The sequence below is a fragment of the Streptomyces sp. R302 genome (genome assembly GCF_012927245.1).
In the GTDB taxonomy this organism is placed as follows: Bacteria; Actinomycetota; Actinomycetes; order Streptomycetales; family Streptomycetaceae; genus Streptomyces.
The window spans coordinates 659,124-676,282 of the sequence record NZ_JABBGE010000004.1 but is presented as its reverse complement, the minus strand read 5'-3'; the positions used below and the strand labels follow the sequence as shown (position 1 = coordinate 676,282).

The 17,159-nt window shown below is 71.3% G+C and carries 15 protein-coding genes; 6 read left to right on the top strand and 9 right to left on the bottom strand.

What is annotated here, in order from left to right; genetic code table 11:
- From HHL19_RS16120 to ehuA, 5 genes are all read left to right on the top strand, one after another.
- Positions 1-954: diaminobutyrate--2-oxoglutarate transaminase (locus tag HHL19_RS16120; protein WP_169090008.1), on the top strand; the 954-nt coding region annotated here is incomplete at its 5' end.
- Between the two features lie 86 nt (positions 955-1,040).
- On the top strand, positions 1,041-1,940 hold the full coding sequence (gene thpD / locus HHL19_RS16115; protein WP_169090006.1) for an ectoine hydroxylase: 900 nt from the start codon (positions 1,041-1,043) through the stop codon (positions 1,938-1,940).
- Positions 1,941-1,984: 44 nt separating this feature from the next.
- Entirely contained in the window at positions 1,985-2,902 is a 918-nt protein-coding gene (gene ehuB, locus HHL19_RS16110; protein WP_169090004.1) for an ectoine/hydroxyectoine ABC transporter substrate-binding protein EhuB, read from the top strand.
- Positions 2,899-3,051: a hypothetical protein gene (locus HHL19_RS16105; RefSeq protein ID WP_169090002.1), complete on the top strand. Its 153-nt coding sequence runs from the start codon at positions 2,899-2,901 to the stop codon at positions 3,049-3,051. Before ehuB ends, HHL19_RS16105 begins: the two co-directional genes overlap by 4 nt.
- On the top strand, positions 3,041-3,850 hold the full coding sequence (gene ehuA, locus HHL19_RS16100) for an ectoine/hydroxyectoine ABC transporter ATP-binding protein EhuA (RefSeq protein ID WP_169090000.1): 810 nt from the start codon (positions 3,041-3,043) through the stop codon (positions 3,848-3,850). The genes HHL19_RS16105 and ehuA overlap by 11 nt, the downstream gene beginning before the upstream one ends.
- A gap of 63 nt (positions 3,851-3,913) precedes the next feature.
- Here ehuA and HHL19_RS16095 read toward each other — a convergent pair whose 3' ends face one another.
- The 3 genes from HHL19_RS16095 to HHL19_RS16085 form a co-directional block, all read right to left on the bottom strand.
- Entirely contained in the window at positions 3,914-4,408 is a 495-nt protein-coding gene (locus HHL19_RS16095; protein WP_169090134.1) for a DM13 domain-containing protein, read from the bottom strand.
- A gap of 170 nt (positions 4,409-4,578) precedes the next feature.
- Positions 4,579-5,028, bottom strand: coding sequence for a CBS domain-containing protein (locus HHL19_RS16090; RefSeq protein ID WP_169089998.1), 450 nt, complete (start codon positions 5,026-5,028; stop codon positions 4,579-4,581).
- On the bottom strand, positions 5,015-6,265 hold the full coding sequence (locus tag HHL19_RS16085) for a cation:proton antiporter (RefSeq protein WP_169089996.1): 1,251 nt from the start codon (positions 6,263-6,265) through the stop codon (positions 5,015-5,017). Before HHL19_RS16085 ends, HHL19_RS16090 begins: the two co-directional genes overlap by 14 nt.
- Positions 6,266-6,549: 284 nt before the next feature.
- Here HHL19_RS16085 and HHL19_RS16080 point away from each other — a divergent pair, with 284 nt between their 5' ends.
- Complete coding sequence (locus tag HHL19_RS16080) at positions 6,550-6,873, top strand: DUF3040 domain-containing protein (RefSeq protein ID WP_169089994.1); 324 nt, start codon at positions 6,550-6,552, stop codon at positions 6,871-6,873.
- On the opposite strand, the gene HHL19_RS16075 is transcribed toward HHL19_RS16080, so the two are convergent.
- From HHL19_RS16075 to HHL19_RS16050, 6 genes are all read right to left on the bottom strand, one after another.
- The gene (locus HHL19_RS16075; protein WP_169089992.1) at positions 6,854-7,123 is read right to left on the bottom strand and encodes a hypothetical protein; all 270 of its coding nucleotides are present in this window, start codon (positions 7,121-7,123) and stop codon (positions 6,854-6,856) included. The genes HHL19_RS16080 and HHL19_RS16075 overlap by 20 nt on opposite strands.
- On the bottom strand, positions 7,120-8,421 hold the full coding sequence (gene nhaA, locus HHL19_RS16070) for a Na+/H+ antiporter NhaA (RefSeq protein WP_169089990.1): 1,302 nt from the start codon (positions 8,419-8,421) through the stop codon (positions 7,120-7,122). Before nhaA ends, HHL19_RS16075 begins: the two co-directional genes overlap by 4 nt.
- 241 nt (positions 8,422-8,662) lie before the next feature.
- Positions 8,663-10,213, bottom strand: coding sequence for an alanine/glycine:cation symporter family protein (locus tag HHL19_RS16065; RefSeq protein WP_169089988.1), 1,551 nt, complete (start codon positions 10,211-10,213; stop codon positions 8,663-8,665).
- 427 nt (positions 10,214-10,640) lie between these two features.
- A complete protein-coding gene (locus HHL19_RS16060; protein ID WP_169089986.1) occupies positions 10,641-11,726 on the bottom strand; it encodes an SPFH domain-containing protein in 1,086 nt (361 codons plus the stop codon).
- A 5-nt stretch (positions 11,727-11,731) separates the two neighbouring features.
- Complete coding sequence (locus HHL19_RS16055) at positions 11,732-12,163, bottom strand: NfeD family protein (protein ID WP_169089984.1); 432 nt, start codon at positions 12,161-12,163, stop codon at positions 11,732-11,734.
- Positions 12,164-12,227: 64 nt separating this feature from the next.
- Positions 12,228-17,123, bottom strand: a complete 4,896-nt coding sequence (locus HHL19_RS16050) for a DNA repair ATPase (protein WP_169089982.1) — start codon at positions 17,121-17,123, stop codon at positions 12,228-12,230.
- Positions 17,124-17,159: the final 36 nt, after the last annotated feature.

Genomic DNA, 17,159 nt, shown 5'->3' with positions numbered 1-17,159 from the left:
CCCTACAAGGTGATGTTCCCGGGCCCGACCGGCACCAACGCCGTCGAAGCCGCCCTGAAGCTCGCCCGCAAGGTCACCGGCCGAAAGACGGTCGTCTCCTTCACCAACGCCTTCCACGGCATGTCCCTCGGCTCCCTCGCCGTCACCGGCAACGCCGGCAAACGCGCCGGCGCGGGCGTGCCGCTGACCCACACCACCCAGATGCCGTTCGACCACTACCTCGGCGGCAGGACCCCCGACTTCCTCTGGTTCGAACGCCTCCTGGAGGACTCCGGCTCCGGCCTCGACCACCCCGCCGCCGTCATCGTCGAGACCGTCCAGGGCGAAGGCGGGATCAACGTCGCCCGCGCCGAATGGCTGCGCGGCCTCGCCGACCTGTGCCGCCGCCGGGACATGCTCCTGATCGTCGACGACATCCAGATGGGCTGCGGCCGCACCGGCGACTTCTTCTCCTTCGAAGAAGCCGGCATCACCCCGGACATCGTCACCCTCTCCAAGTCCATCAGCGGCTACGGACTGCCCATGGCCCTGTGCCTGTTCCGCGACGAACTCGACGTATGGCAGCCCGGCGAACACAACGGCACCTTCCGCGGCAACAACCCCGCCTTCGTCACCGCCACCGCCGCCCTCGACACCTACTGGCGCGACTCCACCCTCCGCGACCGCACCCTCCGACAGGCCGGACGCGTCGAGAGCGCCCTGCGTGAGCTCACGGCAGGACATGAGCGCCTCGGGATCTCGTACCGGGGCCGCGGCCTGGCGTGGGGGCTGGAGTTCCTGCACGAAGGGCGGGCCCGGGCCGTCTGCGAACGCGCCTTCGAGCTGGGCCTGCTCGTGGAGACCTCCGGTCCGCGCGACGAGGTCGTCAAGCTGCTGCCGCCGCTGACCGTCACCGACGACGAGCTCGACGAGGGCCTCGGCATCCTCGCCCGCGCCGTCCGCCACACCGCCTGACACGCTGACCGAGCCCGAGGCGGGCGACGCCTGCCCCCCCGATCGACCGCCCCTCCCCCGTACGTACGAGAAAGGCCCGCACCGCGATGACCACCGCCCCCGCCCGCCCCGTCGACCCGTACCCCACCCGCGGCACCGAGGAAGCCCTCGTCTACCGCAAGGAACCCGTCGTCTGGTCCGAGGAGGGCACGCCCGGCCCGTTCTGGCCGCGCGAACTCGAGGACTACGAGCGCAACGGCTTCTTCGCCGTCGACGCCCTCGTCACCCCCGAAGAGGTCACCGAACTCCGCGCGGAACTCGACCGCCTGGTCACCGACCCCGAACTCCGCAACGACGAACGGGCCATCGTCGAACCCCGCACCCAGGAAATCCGCTCCGTCTTCGAAGTCCACCGGATCAGCGAGGTCTTCGCCCGCCTCGCCACCGACCCCCGACTCGTCGACCGCGCCCGACAGATCCTCGGCTCCGACGTCTACATCCACCAATCACGGATCAACGTCAAGCCCGGCTTCGGCGCCAGCGGCTTCTACTGGCACTCCGACTTCGAGACCTGGCACGCCGAAGACGGACTCCCCCTGATGCGCACCGTCTCGGTGTCGATCGCACTGACCCCGAACTTCACCACCAACGGCAGCCTCATGATCATGCCCGGCTCCCACCGCACCTTCCTCGGCTGCGCCGGCGAGACCCCCAAGGACAACTACAAGCGATCCCTGCAGATGCAGGACGCCGGCACCCCCTCACGCAAGGCACTCACCACCTTCGCCGAAGCCTGCGGAATCGAACACTTCACCGGCGACGCCGGATCCGCCGTCTGGTTCGACTGCAACGCCATGCACGGCTCCGGCGACAACATCACCCCCTTCCCCCGCAGCAACGTCTTCCTCGTCTTCAACAGCGTCGAAAACGCACCCGAACTGCCCTTCGCCGCCCCCGTCCGCCGCCCCTCCTACATCGCCGCCCGCGAGACCACCCCCCTCGGCTGATCCCGGTGGACCTCCGAGTGAACCTCCGACGCGGAAAGGGCCTCATGGACCGGCTCCCCTCCCTCGACCGCCGCCGATTCCTCACCCGCTCGCTGGGCATAGGAACCCTGGTCGCCGCCCCGGCCCTCCTCGGCGCCTGCACCCGTACCGAGATCGGCGCCGACGGCCCCGGCGGGGACGCGGACCTGCTGGAGAAGCTGCGGAAGCAGGGCCACGTCCGGGTCGGCTTCGCCGGCGAGGCACCGTACGGCTTCCAGGACGGCGGCGAACTCGCCGGCGAGGCACCCACCCTCCACCGGGAGATCTTCACCGCCCTCGGCATACCCGAACTCAAGCCCACCCTCACCGAGTTCGGCGCCCTCATCCCCGGACTGCTCGCCGGACGGTTCGACGTCGTCAGCGCCGGCATGGCCATCACCCCCGAACGCTGCGCCAAAGTCGCCTTCTCCGAACCCGAGTTCGTCTCCCCCACCGCGCTCATGGTCCGCAAGGGCAACCCGAAGGGCCTGAGCGACCTCGCCTCCTGCGCGGCGAAGAACGCGCGCGTAGGTGTCCTCACCGCCGCCGTGGAAGCCTCGTACGCGAAGGCGGCGGGCGTCCCGGAGGGCTCGGTGAGAACGCTGGGCAAGCAGCAGGACGGCCTCGACGCCCTGCTCGCAGGCCGGATCGACGCCTTCGCCCTCACCGGCATCTCGCTGCGCTGGCTCGCCCGCACCAACGAGGGCAAGGCCGTGGAGGTCCTGGAGCCGTTCGTGCCGAAGATCGACGACGTCGAGCAGTACAGCCCTGGCGGGGCCGTCTTCCGGCCGGGCGCCACAACGCTGCGCGACGCGTTCGACACCGAGCTCACCAAGATCGCCGGCGACCCGGCCCGCTACGTACGACTGATCGGGAAGTACGGCTTCACCGAGCGCGAAGTACCGCCGAGCACCCTGCGCACCGCCGATCTCTGCACAGCGTGACGGTCCTGGGCCTGCATGACGCCACCTGCCTCTCCGAGGTGTACCGCGCCGTGCTGAAGAGCTTCACCCTGGCCGCCGCCGTCTTCCTGCCGGCGAGCCGGCCGACGTCCCTGCTCGCCCGCCGACCGGAGGCCCGCCTTGCCCACTGAGATCACCGCCGGAACGCACGTGTCCGGCTCTTCGGACAAGGTCCGCTTCACCCGGGTCACGAAGCGTTTCGGTGAACTCACGGTCCTCGACGGGCTCGACCTGGCGGTCTCCTCCGGAGAGAAGGTGACCCTGATCGGCCCGAGCGGTTCCGGGAAGACGACCATCCTGCGGCTCCTGATGACGCTGGAGCGGGTCACGGACGGCGTGATCCACGTGGACGGGGAGCCCTTCTCGCACATGCAGCTCGGCCCCGGCGGGGAGCTCGTTCCGGCGAGCGAGCGCTATCTGGCCCCGCGCCGCCGACGGATCGGCATGGTGTTCCAGCAGTTCAACCTCTTCCCGTACATGAGCGTCCTGGCGAACGTCATGGAGGCACCGCTGCACGTCCTGGGACTGGACAGGGACGCGGCCGCCGCGCGTGCCCGGGAGCTCCTCGGCCTCGTCGGTCTCGCCGGGAAGGAGGACGCCCACCCGACCAGGCTCTCCGGCGGCCAGCAGCAGCGCGTCGCCATCGCCCGCGCGCTCGCGATGCGCCCGGAGATCCTGCTTCTGGACGAGGTCACTTCCGCACTCGACCCCGAGCTGGCGGCGGAGGTCCTGGACGTCCTGCGGGACGTGGCCGCCGGCACCGACATCACGATGCTCTGCGTCACCCACGAGATGGGCTTCGCCCGGGACGTCTCCGACCGGATCCTGATGTTCGACCACGGGCACGTGCTCGAAGCGGGACCGCCCGGACAACTCCTCGACGCCCCGGAGCACGAGCGGACCCGGGCCTTCCTCGGAACGATCCGGTGAGCGCCCGCTCGCAGAGCCGACCGCCCGGGTGGTGCCGTCCGACGGCGCCGGGCGGTCCTCCCGTCAGATACGTGCGAGGGCGGCGGCGCCGAAGGAGACGTCGAAGCGGTCGCACCAGATGCTGACGCTGGTGTACTGGGACCAGTCGACATCAGCGGGCAGCGCGTAGTTCTGGTCGCCCTTGTTTCCCTTGAGCTTGGCGAGCGTGACGTGACGGCCGTCGTCGAAGACGTGCCAGCCGGCCTTTCCTTCCACGACCGCGGCGTCGCTCAGGACGATCCGGAGGTCGGGTCCGTTGCTCGTGTCGAGCCCCTCGATCCGCAGGGTATGGGTGCCGTCCGCGAGACGGACCACCTTCGCCGTGCCGGAGGTGTCGTGCTCGTGGCTGATGAAGGATCCCTCCGCGACGGTCGTCGGACCGGCCGGTGCCGGGGCGGACGACGTGGTGGCGGAGGCGGTGGGGGCGGTGGGGACCGCTGCCTCGGTGGGGGGCGCGCTCGTGGGAAGAGCCTCGTTCACCGTCTCGTCCACCCACAGGGTCCACGGCTTGAACCACATCAGGGCTGCGGCCGCCACCACCGCGGCGACACCGCCCCACAGTGCCCACTTGCTTCGGCGTCCCACGGTGTTCTCCTCCGGTTCGACATCACTGTTGCCCCCATCCAACGCGACCCGCCCGCTGCGGAGAAGGCGTAGCGGATGACGAATCCCTTACGGCCGGGGCCGGTTCAGAAGTAGTGCTGGAGCAGGGTGGTGGCGTCGACGGTGCCGAGCAGGTGCGGCCGGTCGTCCTCGTAGTCCACGACGACGACGAGCTGGCTCCCGGTGCGTTCCATGACGGCCGCCATGTGCAGGGGCGACGCATCGGGGCTGACGACCGGCGGTACCGGCGAGCGCGCGGGCAGGATGTCGACCAGCAGCAAGGCGGCGGCCCTGGCCCGGACCGTCTCGTCGAAGGCCCGGTCCCCGACTGCGGCGAGCAGGGGGTCGTCCCGCACGGGCCGGGGCAGGGCGGCGCTGAGGATCGTCGTCGGCTGGACGGCGGCCAGCGGGTGGCCGTCCGCGCTGACCACGACGAGCGCCGGGGACCGTTCACGGACCAGCAGCTCCACGACCTCTTCCAGACAGGCGTCGAGAGGGATGGGAGTGCAGGGCCACACGAGATCACGTGCGCGCACGCGGAACCACCTCGCTGGTGCTCACCTTCTTCCCGGAGGAAGACGTGGTGGCGACGCCGGTGTCGACCAGGTCGTCGACGTGGAAGAGACGGGCGATGGGGACGTCGGTGCTGCTGTGGGCGATGATCGAGAAGGCGATGCAGACGGCGATGAGCGTGTACGCCGCCTGGCCCTGCGGGATGCCGGCCTGGAGGACGAGCAGTCCGTAGACGACCGACGCGAAGCCCTTCGGTCCGAACCAGGCGGCGACGAGCTTCTCCCTGCGGTCGATCCGCGTGCCCCACAGGGAGAGCAGCAGCGAGCCGGGCCGGATGAGCACGATGGCGAGGATCGCGGCCACGTAGCCGCCCCACGACAGGTCGCCGAACAGCTGCGGGGTCAGCAGGGCGCCGAAGACCAGGAGTGCGGCGAACTTGGCCAGCTCCGCCAGTGCCTCGCCCAGCGGCTCGAACGCCTTGTGGGACTCCGGGGCGACAGAGGCGAGGACCGCGCCCGCGGAGAAGGCCGCGAGGTAGGGGTTGGCGTGGGTGAGGTGGCAGGCGGCGTACAGGATGACCCCGGTGGCCAGCGGCAGCAGGGGCTGCAGCTTGGGCTCGGCGCCGAGGTGGGGCAGGCGTACGAGCCCGTTGACGATCAGCGGGAGCAGGACGCCGAAGGCCAGACCGAGGCCGAGCTCCAGGGCGATGGATCCGTACGACGCTTCCGCACCCGCGGCGGTCGGCCCGGCGGCGGCGATGAGGATCAGGACCACCGGCAGGGCGAGACCGTCGTTGATGCCGCTCTCCACGTTCAGCAGCTCCCGCAGGCGGGCCGGGACCTCCTTGCGGCCCACGATCGCGGAGGCGAACACCGGGTCCGTCGGCGCCAGGACCGCACCGACGAGGAACGAGGTCGTCCAGTCGAGGCCCACGAGGTAGTGGGTGACCAGCGCCATGCCGACGCAGGCGAGCGGCATGCCAAGGCCGAGCGCCCGGGCCGGGTTGCGCCAGTTGGCCCGCAGCTTGGCGAAGGAGACGTGCATGCCGTCGGTGAAGAGGACGGCGAAGAGGGCGAGGTCGGCGGTGACCGACACGATCTCGCTCTCCGGTGTGATGTGGATCAGTCCGAGAAAGCCGTCACTGACCAGTGCTCCGCCCACGAGGAAGAGCAGCGATGTCGACAGGACGGTGCGGGCTGCGAGCCCGGACAGCAGGACCGCGACGAGCAGCGCGGCCCCGAAGACGGCGACGAGCACCATGGCAGGAGGTCCCCCGATCGGCAGAAAAGACACGTGTCCCTGGTTCGCCGACCAGACTTCCCGGCACACCTCAGGGAAACTTACACCTTCCCTACGCGGCATTGACAGGGCCCTGATCCGCATCACACGCGCATGCTGATTGCCGGGGAACGGCAGGCTGGGAGACCTGGAACCGCCTGTGACCGCCACCTCCTCGGATCTTCGGGGGATCCACGGGTGCCACCGGAGTCCGGCGGGAACACGCCTGTCAGGAAGCCCATCGCGGCAGTCGGTGGAGGGGCACCATGAGTCACTTCCCGGATGACCGAAGGAGCCTGGCGGCGATCGAGCGCGATCTCTCGCGGGACGATCCGGATCTCGTCGCCCGCATGGACACGCTCAATCAGCGGTTGGCCGAGCAGCAGGGCGCCCGGCTCGCCGAACCGACGCCTCGACGTGACCGTCGGGTGGTCCTGGCCGTCGTCCTCGGCGCCGTCGCCCTGCTGGCCCTGCTGCTGACCGCGGTGCTCGGCTCGTCGTCCTCCCGGGGAGGGGACGAACCCGGTGGCCGGCCGGCGGCCGTCTCCACGACATCGAGCCGGGCCCGCGTCATGCCCGCGGGCTTCTGAAGATCTGTGCCACGAGCAACCCCGCGAGCAGAGCCCAGGGCAGGTACGCGGGGCCTGCGGCGGTCCAGGTGACGGCGGACAGCCCGCAGACGACCACGAACACCGTCACCAACCCGCGTGGCTCGCGCAGGAACCCCCATGCCTCGCGGGCGCTCCCAGGCGTCTTCGCTTCACGGAAGGCGGTACGCATCACGAGGACGGCCACGACCACGGCTGTCCCCAGCAGGGCCGAGGCGAACTCGCCTGTCACCTGCCGCGCCCGGGAGCAGCGTCCGTCTGGTAGCAGTCGGGGATGCCGTCGCCGTCCTCGTCACGGTTCTCGGCCTCGTACAGCCGTTTGTAGGTGCGGTTGCGGCGGCGCAGGAGGAAGGCGGCGAGGGCGGCGGCGGTGAGGGAGCCGATGAGGACGGCGGCCTTGACGTGTTCGGCCTGGGCCGGGTCGGGGAAGGCGAGTTCGCCGATGAGGAGGGCGACGGTGAAGCCGATGCCGGCGAGGGTGGCGAGCCCGAGGACGTCGGCCCAGGCGAGGCCGGGGTTGAGCTCGGCGCGGGTGAAGCGGGCGGCGAGGTAGGTGCCGAGGAAGATGCCGAGGATCTTGCCGACGACAAGGCCGATGAGGACGGCCAGGGGTTCGGGGTCGGTGAAGACGTGCCGGAGGGCGTCGCCGGAGACGCTGACGCCGGCAGCGAAGAGGGCGAAGAGGGGAACGGCGACGCCGGCGGAGAAGGGGTGGACGAGGTGGGAGACCCGGCCGCCCGGCGACGCGTCCTCTCCCTTGTCACGGACGGTGCGCAGGATGAGGCCCATGGCGACGCCGGCGACGGTGGCGTGGACACCGGAGTTGTACATCAGTGCCCAGATCACGACGCCGAGCGGCACGTACCACCACCAGCCGCGGACCCGGAAGCGCTGGAGGACGTAGAAGAGGACGAGGCCCGCGAACGCCCCGCCGAGGGCCCAGAGGTTCAGGTCGGAGGTGAAGAAGATCGCGATGATGACGATGGCGCCGAGGTCGTCGACGACCGCGAGGGTGAGCAGGAAGGCGCGCAGGGCAGAGGGGAGGTGGGTGCTGATGACCGCGAGGACGGCGAGGGCGAAGGCGATGTCGGTCGCCATCGGCACGGCCCACCCCTCCAGCGAGCCGCCACCCGCCCTCGCGGTGAGCACGTAGAGGACGGCGGGGACGGCCATGCCGCACAGGGCGGCGACGACGGGCAATGCGGCGGTGGCAGGGGTCCGCAGCTCGCCGACGACGAGTTCGCGCTTCAGCTCGATGCCGGCGACGAGGAAGAAGACCGCCAGGAGGCCGTCGGCGGTCCAGTGGCCCACGGAGAGGTCGAGGCCGAGGGCCGGTATGCCGAAGTGGAAGTCCCGTATCGACTCGTAGGCGTCGCTCCACGGGCTGTTCGCCCAGACCAGGGCGACCACGGCAGCGGCAAGGAGCACCAGTCCGCCGACGGTCTCGGTGCGCAGCGCCTCGGCGATCGCCTGGCGTTCGGGCCAGGGCAGGAGTCCGAAGACGGTCTTGCGGGGGCGCGCCTGAGTCATGGGGAGAGTTCCTCCGGGGCGTATCGGCAGACGGGCGCACAGGCCCACGGACGCCGACCAGACTTCCCGGCACACCAGCATCGTGAATCTTGATGCGTTCTTCACAGCCTATCGGCTGACTGTGGCTCTCACCAGGGCGTCCTGCGGTGGGTGACGGAAGCGAAAAGGTGAGGGTGCCCGTGTCCTCCAAGGCGCGAGGTGGACACGGGCACCCTCGGGAGCCGGGCCGCCGGGGGGGCGGTCAGACGGTGGTCTTCACCGGCTCCTGGTCGGTGTCCCCGTCGGTGTCCTCGTCGGTGCCGAGGCCGGCGTCGCGGCGCTTGGCGAAGGCGAGGAAGGAGTTCAGCTCCCGCTTGACGACGGGGGCGAGGAGGTACAGGCCGATGATGTTGATGACGGCGAGCATGAAGAGCACGGCGTCGGCCATGTCGATCAGGGTCTTCAGGGTGAGCAGCGCACCCGCGACGGCGAAGACCGTGTAGACGACCTTGTAGGTGATCTCGCTGGCGCGGCTGCGGCCGAAGAGGTGCGTCCACGCCTTGAGGCCGTAGTAGCCCCAGGTCAGCACGGTGGAGATCGCGAACAGGATGACCGCGATGGTGAGGATGTACGGGAACCAGGGCAGGACCGTGCCGAAGGCGTCGGAGGTGATGGTGACGCCGCCGATGGAGTCGCCGCCGCTGCGGACCTCGACGTAGCTGGCGGGGTTGGCGATGACGATGGTCAGCGCGGTCATGGTGCAGATGACGACGGTGTCGATGAAGGGCTCCAGGAGGGCGACCAGGCCCTCGCTGGCGGGGTGCTTCGTCTTGACCGCGGAGTGGGCGATCGGGGCGGAGCCGAGGCCGGCCTCGTTGGAGAACGCGGCCCGCTTGAAGCCGATGATCAGCGCGCCGAGGACACCGCCGGCGACGCCCTGGGGGTTGAAGGCGCCCTCGATGATCGTGGAGACGGCGGCGGGGACGGCCGTGACGTTGACGGTGATGACCACGAGGCAGGCGGCGATGTAGATGCCGGCCATGGCGGGGACGAGCTTGCTGGTGACGGAGGCGATGGAGCGGATGCCGCCGAGGAGCACGATGCCGACGATGGCGGCGATGAGGATGCCGAAGAACAGGGCGCCCGCGGAGGAGCCCATGATGCCGTTCTCGCCGCCGGTGACGGAGACGAGCTGGGCGTAGGACTGGTTGACCTGGAAGAGGTTGCCGCCGAAGAGGCCGAAGAACAGGACCATGAAGGAGGCGAGGACCGCGAGGACCTTGCCGAGGGTCTTGCCGTTCTTGCCGAAGCGTTCGGCCAGGCCCTTGGGCAGGTAGTGCATCGGGCCGCCGGAGACGGTGCCGTCGGCGTGCACCTCGCGGTACTTCACGCCGAGGGTGACCTCGACGAACTTGGTGGCCATGCCGAGCAGGCCGCACAGGACCATCCAGAAGGTGGCACCGGGGCCACCGATGGACACGGCGACGGCGACACCGGCGATGTTGCCGAGGCCGACCGTGCCGGAGACGGCGGCGGTGAGGGCCTGGAAGTGGTTGACCTCGCCCGCCGATCCCTTCTCGTCGTACTTGCCGCGCACCACGTTCACGGCGAGGCGGAACTTGCGCAGCTGGATGAAACCGAACCAGCCGGTGAAGACGAGGCCGGCGACGACGAGCCAGGCCACGATGAGCGGAAGCTCGGCGCCGGCGACGGGCACGGAGTAGAAGACGCGCTCGCCGAGCCAGGTGGCTATCGGCTCGAAGAATCCGCTGACGGCTTCGTCGACGGACTGGGTGAAGGAATCGAGTGACACGGTGGGGACCTCAGGTGCGCAGGACCGGCGTGCGGGAGGCGTGCCGGTATGGGTGTGCGGTCTGTGAGCGAACGCCGTTGTCCGATCGGCGAGCGGGTGAAGGTCTCCGCGGACTCGGAGAGTGATCACCTCGGTCGTACGGCCGGGTCTCGCCCGGCCGCCCCCGAAGGTGGCGAGGGGTGGTGCCACCTGCGGAGTTGCGCATTCCTAACACAGACCACACACCTTTACCTGTGAGGCAAATCACAGAACTGTCAGTGACATGGAGAATTGCCTGCAGGCGTGATGCGACCGTTATGCGGACACCGTGATCCGTTCAGAGGGCATGTATTTCTGCACGTCAGCAGCGTGCGAGGGATACGCGCCTGTCTCCCGCACGGCTCGCGGCCGCGTCGGTGAAGGGCCGGCTCATCCTGCGAGCGCGCCGCTATCGCCCAGGCCCGGTCGCAGAGCCGTCCTCCGTGCCGTCGTGCTCGTCCGGCGCCCGTCCGGGGACGAAGGGAAGCGTCTCGGCATCGGCGTCGGCGGCGTCGGCGAGGGCCTCGGCGGCGGCTTCCGCCGCCTTCGCCGCGTCGTCCGCGGCTTCGGCCGCGGCCTTGTCCTCGGCGGACGTCTTCCGGGTCGCCGGGGACTGGGGCAGTGCCTCGTTGAAGGCGCGCGACACGCCCTGGAGCGCGGTGGTGACCTCGCCGGGGATCACCCAGAACGTGCTGCCGGCGCCCTGGGCGAGCTGGGGCAGCGTCTGCAGGTACTGGTAGGCGAGGAGCCCCGGGTCGGGGTCGTTGCGGTGCACGGCCTGGAAGACCTCGTCGATCGCGCGGGACTGCCCCTCCGCCTTCAGGATCTCGGCGGTGCGGTTGCCCTCCGCCCGCAGGACCGCGGCCTGCTTGTCCCCCTCCGCCGTGAGGATCTGCGACTGCCGCTGCCCCTCCGCGCCCAGGATCGCCGCCCGCTTGTCCCGCTCGGCGCGCATCTGCTTCTCCATCGCGTCCTTGATGGACTGCGGAGGGTCGATGGCCTTGATCTCCACCCGGTTCACCCGCAGCCCCCACTTGCCGGTGGCGTCGTCGAGCACGCCGCGCAGCTGGCTGTTGATGGTGTCGCGCGAGGTCAGGGTCCTCTCCAGGTCCATCGAGCCCACGACGTTGCGCAGGGTGGTGACCGTGAGCTGTTCGACGCCCTGGAGGAAGTCGGCGATCTCGTAGGCGGCCGCTCGCGGGTCGGTGACCTGGAAGTACAGGACGGTGTCGATCTCGACGACCAGGTTGTCCTCGGTGATGACCGGCTGCGGCCTGAAGGAGACCACCTGTTCCCTCAGGTCGATGACCGGGTAGACCCGGTCGATGTAGGGGATGACGAGGTTGAGCCCCGGCCTCAGCGTGCGCCGGTAGCGGCCGAGGCGTTCGACGTTGCGGGCGCGGGCCTGCGGCACGATGCGTACCGCGCGTATGACGGTGAACACGGCGAGTGCCGCGAGGATCAGGCCGGCGACGAGCACTCCGGACACGTCCATGGCTCTCACTCCCTGGGGTAGACGACGGCCGTTGCTCCGTCGATCTCCATGACGTCGACGGTCGCGCCCGGCGGGATCACCAGCGCCTCGTCGTAGGCGCGCGCCGTCCACTCCTCGCCGCCGATCCGGACCCGGCCGCCCGCCCCCGTGACCTCCGACACGACGTGGGCGGGCTGCCCCACCAGCGCGTCCACGCCGAACCTCTCGGACGGGGTCCTGCCCAGGCGGCGCACCGCCGCGGGGCGTACGAACAGCAGGCTGACAGCGGCGAGGACGGCGAAGACCACGAACTGCAGCGGGGGCGGGAGGCCCAGAGCGGCGGTTCCCGCCGTGACGGCGGCAGCGGCGCCGAGGATTCCGAGCGCGGCGGTGAGGGTGAAGATCTCCGCCACGGCCAGCGCCCCCGCGACGATCAACCAGACGAGCCAAGGATCCATGACGCACTCCCGGCAGGATGCGGCCCTGTGAGGGGTTCACCTGAGCAGCACCTTTTGTGTCGGTTTACCCCGCTTGATGCCGCCGCACGCCTGGCCGCCCCGTCTCGCCGTGCTCAGCGGACGTCGCCGTGCCGACGGCCGACGCGGCGTGCCGTCCGGCGGGGCGGGCGAGCAGGTGACGGGGGTCGGTCGCCCGGGTGATCGCCGTTTCCACCGCGGTGATGCGGTCGGCGAGCAGGCCAAGGGCGGCGACCGCCCGGGACAGGGGGTCGTCGGAGGCGCCGCCCAGGGCCCGGGTGCGGGCGTGGGCGGCGGTGATCTCGGCCCATCGGGCGGCCTGTGCCGGGGTGAGGGTGCCGCGGAGCTCGGCGAGCTTGAGGAGGTTGGCCTCGGCGTCGGTGGTGAGGGTCTGGGCCTCGGCGGTGTAGTGGTCGTCGACGAGCGCGGAGAGTTCGGCGTCGTTCATGGCGGGCGAGAGGCGGGCGGCGATCTTGTTCATGCTGCGGTACGAGCCCTGGAGCCGGAAGGGCGGTTCGGTACGGGCCTCGTCGGAGCGGGCGGCGGAGGCGATGTACTCGGCGTTGACGGCCAGGACGGTCTCGCGCGCGGTCAGCAGATGCCGGAGGACGGCGAGGATCTGGTCGAGCTCGGCCGGGGCGTAGGGGTGGGCGAGGCGGTCGCGGCGCGCGGTCGGGTCCCCCGCCGCCAGGCGGACGAGCAGCTCCACGTCCGTGCGCTCGCGGCCGGTGAGCGGGGCGAGCACCGGGTTCGAGGTGAGGGCGTTCTCGACGAAGCTGAGGGCGAAGGCGTCCTCCTTGCCGGTGAGGACGTCGCCGAGGTTCCAGACGTCGGCGCGGTTGGCGAGCATGTCGGGGACGCGGAAGGCGTGCCCGGACTCGGTGTACGGGTTGCCGGCCATGCAGACGGCGAAACGCTTGCCGCGCAGGTCGTGGCCGTCGAGCGTACGGGTGGTGTCGCACAGGGGGATGAACCTCTGCAGGAACTCCGGCGAGCAGTGCTGGATGTCGTCGAGGTACAGCAGGACGTTGTTGCCCGCCGCGAGCGCGAAGGCGATCTTCTCCAGTTCCCGGCGGGCGGCGGCGTCGGGTGCCTCGGCGGGGTCGAGGGTGACCGTGCGCTGCCCCAGCGCCGGGCCGTCGATCTTGACGAGGAGCAGCCCGAGGCGGTCGGCGACGTACTCGATGAGCGTGGTCTTTCCGTAGCCGGGCGGGGACAGGAGCAGCAGGAGGCCGTGTGAGTCGCTGCGCTTGCCGTCGCCCGCCGCGCCGAGCTGCTTGGCGAGGTTGTCTCCGACGAGCGGGAGATAGACGTCGTCGACGAGCCGGTTGCGGACGAAGGACGGCATGACCCGGGGGCGGTACTCGTCCAGGCGGAGCCGGGCGTGTTCCGCGTCGACGAGGGCCCGCCGTCGCTGCTGGTAGGCACGATGGGCGGGTACGTCGTCGGCGGCGAAGGCCGCCGTCCTGGCCAGGAACTCGTCGAGACGGATGTCCAGGGTGCGGTCCGTCAGCCTCGGGTGGCTGCCGAGGAGGCCGGTGACCTTCGCCGTGGCCGCGCCCCCGCTCTCGTAGCGTTCGAGGGCCGGGCACAGTTCGACGGCGACCGCCTCGGCGAGCACGTCCGCGTCGAGGTCGTCGCCGGACGCGGACGCGTAGGCCGTGAGCCAGGCTTCGACGTGCTGCCGGCGGGCGCCGGGCGTGGTCAGAGCGGCGAGGGAGTCGTCGTACCCGGAGGCGGCGACGGCGTGGCGGAACTTCTCCAGGAGCGCGCGGACCGGAGTGGATACGACGAACCCGGCCGGTTCGGCGGCGAGTTCCTCGACGAGGTACGCGGCGGCGGCCGGATCGCCGATCTCCTCGGTCAGGTCCCGCCGCAGGCCGTCGAGGACCGACCCGGAGCCGAAGAGGTCGCGGGCCCGGGTGAGGGAGGTCGCCCGCTCGGCCCACTGGACGCGGTCCTCGGCGGTCGCGGCGTGGGCCCAGTGGAGCTGGGCGGCCGCCCTTGCCCGGCCCGGGTGCCTCAGCAGTCCCGCCATCCCGTGGACGCCGAGGAGCGCCTTCAGGATGAGCGCCGCGTCATGGTCGTGGACGCCCCGCTCGTACCCCTCGTCGTAGGCGCCCTCCGCCGCCCGCAGGGCGAGCGCGTGGAGGTCCTCGGCGGCGAGGCGGTCGGCACCGTGCTCGGCGAGGAGGCGGGCGGCCAGGTGCTCGGAGCGGTAGACCTCCGGGGACTCGGAGGGCAGGGGGCGGTTCCAGAAGCGGCCGGTGTCGGCGAGGGCCGGGTCGGTGACGGGCACCCGGTAGTCCGTGCCGGTCAGGGCGACGACCAGGGTGTCTCCCGACGGGACGACGGTGAGTTCGGTCGTCCGGCGGTTGACGGCGAACCGGTGCCGGCCGAGCCGGATCGTGTCCCCTCCGTCGGAGTACAGGTCGGTGCGGTCCCGCAGCGCGCGTCCGGCCTCCTGCCGGGCGGCGGCGAGCCGGCTCTCCAGCTCCTCCGCCCGCGTCCCGTCCCCGAGGTCCCGCAGCGCGGCCGCGGTGCGCCTGACCTTGGCGACCATCGGGTCGGACGCGAAGTACGCGTGGACCTCGTCCCGGTCCTTCAGGGCCACGGAACGGCGGGCGACCGCCTCCAGCACCCTCCCGGCCGAGTCGGCGAGCCGCTCCGCCTGCCGGGCACGGGCGTCCTGGAGGGACTCTCTCCGCGCCGAAAGGGCTTCGTGGATCTCCGCGCGCTTCTCGGCCAGCTCGTCGAGGAGCCCTTCGGATTCGGAGAACCGCGCCTCCAGGTTCTCCAGCTGGACCATCAGGCGGCCCAGCTGCTCGTCGCACGCCTCGGGGGTGTCGGCCGCGGCAAGGGCGCTGGTGACGGTCTGCCCGAGCAGCGCGAGTTCGGCGGCGAACTCCGCGGCGCCTTCCCGGTCGAGGAGTTCGGCGCGCCGGGTGGTGAGGACGGCACGGGCGCGGTTCAGGGCTCCGAGGACGTCGGCGATCCGGGCGAGGATCGAGGTACGGACGGTGGCGTCCGCGATGTCGAGGCCGGTGATGATCTCGCTGAGGGCCCGCAGCGCGAGGGCCTGTCCGTCGATCCGGTCGCCGACGGGGCCGGCGTCGGCGGCGGTGACCAGCTCCCCTGCCTGGACGGCGAGTTCTTCGGCCTCCGCGTGCTGAGGGGCGAAGGCGTCGTCACGGCCGAGGAAGAGCACGGCCCGCCCGGCGGCGGAGACGATGTCGCCCTCGATCTCGGCCGCCAGGGACTCGATCGCGTCGGCGTCCGCGTACCGCATCTCCTTGAGCGTCACCACATGGCCCTGGGCCTGGCGCAGTTCGGTGATGCGGGAGATCCATTCCGCCGCCGTGGCGGGGGCTTCGCCGTGGATCCGCCGCGACAGCCGGGCGGCCCCTTCGGCGGCCTCCGCGAGGGCTTCCGCCGCCTGGCGGGTGAGGGCGGTGACGGTCTCGAACTCGTCGAGGACCTGCGTGAGGGTGTCGAGCAGTCCGGTCAGCGGGGTGCGGAGGTCTCCGGCCGCCGGATCCCCCAGCCAGTGGTGGACATCGCCCGCGCGGACGCACGCGGCGAGGAGCACCTCGTACACCTCGCCGGCGGGTGCCGGCTCGGTGGCCTGCCGGGCGATCGACAGGCAGTCGGAAATGCCCCGGACGAGATCGGCGTTGCCGATGCGCCCCAGGGGCCCGTCGCCGGTGGGTGTCGCGCCGACGTCGGAGAGGTACGGCGTCCTCCAGACCTGCACCTGGTGGACGCGTCCGGGCTCTCCACCGCCGTCGCGCAGGAGCAGCATCGTCCCGTCGTCGAGCAGCGCGTGCCCGTGACCGGAAAGGGGAGTGGTGACCTCCTTCCGGATCAGGTTGTACGGCAGGAGCAGGACACGGCCCTCGGCCTGGTCCTCGAAGACGTACAGGAGGTCCTCGCCGTTGGGGGAACGGATCACCCGGTCGAAGGCGAGGCCTTCGGTGTCGGCGTCGAAGGTCTTCACGGTGCCGGTGGCGAGGCAGTAGCCGCCGGGGAACACGAGGCCGGCGTCCTCGGGCAGGCGCAGGCACGCCTGCCCGAGGCCGTCGAGGCGGGAGACCGTCCCGGTGAGGGTGTTGAAGACGAGGTGCCGCCGGACCTCTTCCTTGTAGGGGCGCACCCGCACGAGGAGCAGCGGGCCGACGGTCGCGTGGGCGACCTCCGCGTCGGCCAGGGACTGCAGCGGCTCCTCGACCGGCTCGGTGTGGATGCCTTCGGCGGTCTCGGTGTCGTTCTCCGTCTTCAGGGTCAGGGCCCCGCCGACCGTGGAGACGAAGAGGCGGCCGCCGCCGACCGCGATGTGCGGGAAGCGGCCGGGTACGTGGTCCTCGCGGCCGGCCTCGACCCAGTCGACCTCCTGGGAGGCGGGCAGGACGTGGTCGCGTTCACCCCGGGCGTCGAGGAACCGCGGCACGCCGGAGGGGCCGATCGACCAGCGCAGGACGCGCAGGTCCCCCGGCTTCTCCCCCACCTGGAAGACGGCGAGCAGACGACCCTCGACGCGGCGCAGCCGCAGCAGGCGGGCACCCCGGAAGTAGCGGTGCAGGGCCCCGAACTCCCGGCGGAAGCCGGGGTCGTCGAGGAGGCCGGGGACGGCGTCCTCGGGCAGCGGGTTCAGGTCCCGGTCGTACAGGGTGAAGACGTCGGCGACGGCGGGCCCTGAGCCGTCCGAGGCCGCGGTGTGGCGGCCCAGGAGGAGCAGGTCGCCCCCGACGGCGACCGCGTCCCGGGGCACGGAGGCGTGCTCGGTCCGGAGGCTTCCCGTACGGACGAGGGTCAGCTCTCCCGACCCGAACTCCGCGATCCGCGCGGCGTTCAGGGCCTCGGCGCGCCGGGCGAGTTCGCCCGCCTGGGCGGTGAGGCGGTCGCGCAGCACCGCGTACGTGTCCCGGTCGATTCCGGTGCTCATCCTCGTCTGCTCCCTGTACCGTGATGATGGGCGGGT

What these genes read in the sequence shown, in the direction of transcription:
- HHL19_RS16050 (WP_169089982.1), bottom strand. Translation starts at nt 17,123, where the DNA reads ATGAGCACCGGAATCGACCGGGACACGTACGCGGTGCTGCGCGACCGC.
- nhaA (WP_169089990.1), bottom strand. Translation starts at nt 8,421, where the DNA reads ATGACTCAGGCGCGCCCCCGCAAGACCGTCTTCGGACTCCTGCCCTGG.
- HHL19_RS16055 (WP_169089984.1), bottom strand. Translation starts at nt 12,163, where the DNA reads ATGGATCCTTGGCTCGTCTGGTTGATCGTCGCGGGGGCGCTGGCCGTG.
- HHL19_RS16085 (WP_169089996.1), bottom strand. Translation starts at nt 6,265, where the DNA reads ATGGTGCTCGTCGCCGTCTTCGGGGCCGCGCTGCTCGTCGCGGTCCTG.
- HHL19_RS16080 (WP_169089994.1), top strand. Translation starts at nt 6,550, where the DNA reads ATGAGTCACTTCCCGGATGACCGAAGGAGCCTGGCGGCGATCGAGCGC.
- HHL19_RS16095 (WP_169090134.1), bottom strand. Translation starts at nt 4,408, where the DNA reads ATGTGGTTCAAGCCGTGGACCCTGTGGGTGGACGAGACGGTGAACGAG.
- ehuB (WP_169090004.1), top strand. Translation starts at nt 1,985, where the DNA reads ATGGACCGGCTCCCCTCCCTCGACCGCCGCCGATTCCTCACCCGCTCG.
- thpD (WP_169090006.1), top strand. Translation starts at nt 1,041, where the DNA reads ATGACCACCGCCCCCGCCCGCCCCGTCGACCCGTACCCCACCCGCGGC.
- HHL19_RS16060 (WP_169089986.1), bottom strand. Translation starts at nt 11,726, where the DNA reads ATGGACGTGTCCGGAGTGCTCGTCGCCGGCCTGATCCTCGCGGCACTC.